At 57.6% G+C, this 613-nt stretch carries 1 protein-coding gene; it reads right to left on the bottom strand.

Translation table 11 applies throughout. The features are described from left to right. Positions 1 to 154: 154 nt before the first annotated feature. Positions 155 to 613: ABC transporter permease (locus GTP27_RS23290; RefSeq protein WP_161041462.1), on the bottom strand; the 459-nt coding region annotated here is incomplete at its 5' end.

Here is a 613-nt window from a genome sequence, read left to right as displayed (position 1 = left end):
GTGTACCAGCGCGTCGAAAAACCGCTCCAGATCATGTCCTGGCGCGAGCTGTTAAACGAGAACACCACCAGCACCACGATAGGCAGATACAGGAACAGATAGCCCATGGACAGCCAGCCGCGCCCGAACCAGCGCTGTAAGAAGTTGGCATTCATCAGCGGGCCTCCTGTTCGGCTTTGTATTTGTTAAAGATCGCCATCGGCACTAGGATCAGCAGGATCACCACCACGGTGACGGACGACGCCATCGGCCAGTCGTTATTGGTGAAGAATTCATCCCACAGCACGTGGCCTATCATCAGCGTTTCCGGTCCGCCCAGCAGTTCCGGTATCACGTACTCGCCCACCGCCGGAATGAACACCAGCATGGAACCGGCGATGATGCCGGACTTGGACAGCGGCACGGTAATGCGCCAGAAGGTCTGCATGGGCGTGGCGCCCAGATCGGCCGCCGCTTCGAGGAAGCGGATATCCATCTTCACCAGATTGGCATACAGCGGCAGGATCATGAACGGCAGATAGGCGTACACCATGCCGATGATGAGCGAGAACTGGGTGTTCATCAGGTGCAGCGGTTCGCTGATCACGCCCATGCTCATCAGGATGTGATTGAG

This window comes from Duganella qianjiadongensis, from assembly GCF_009857915.1.
Taxonomy (GTDB): domain Bacteria; phylum Pseudomonadota; class Gammaproteobacteria; order Burkholderiales; family Burkholderiaceae_D; genus Rugamonas; species Rugamonas qianjiadongensis.
This window is presented reverse-complemented; position numbering and strand designations above follow the sequence as displayed.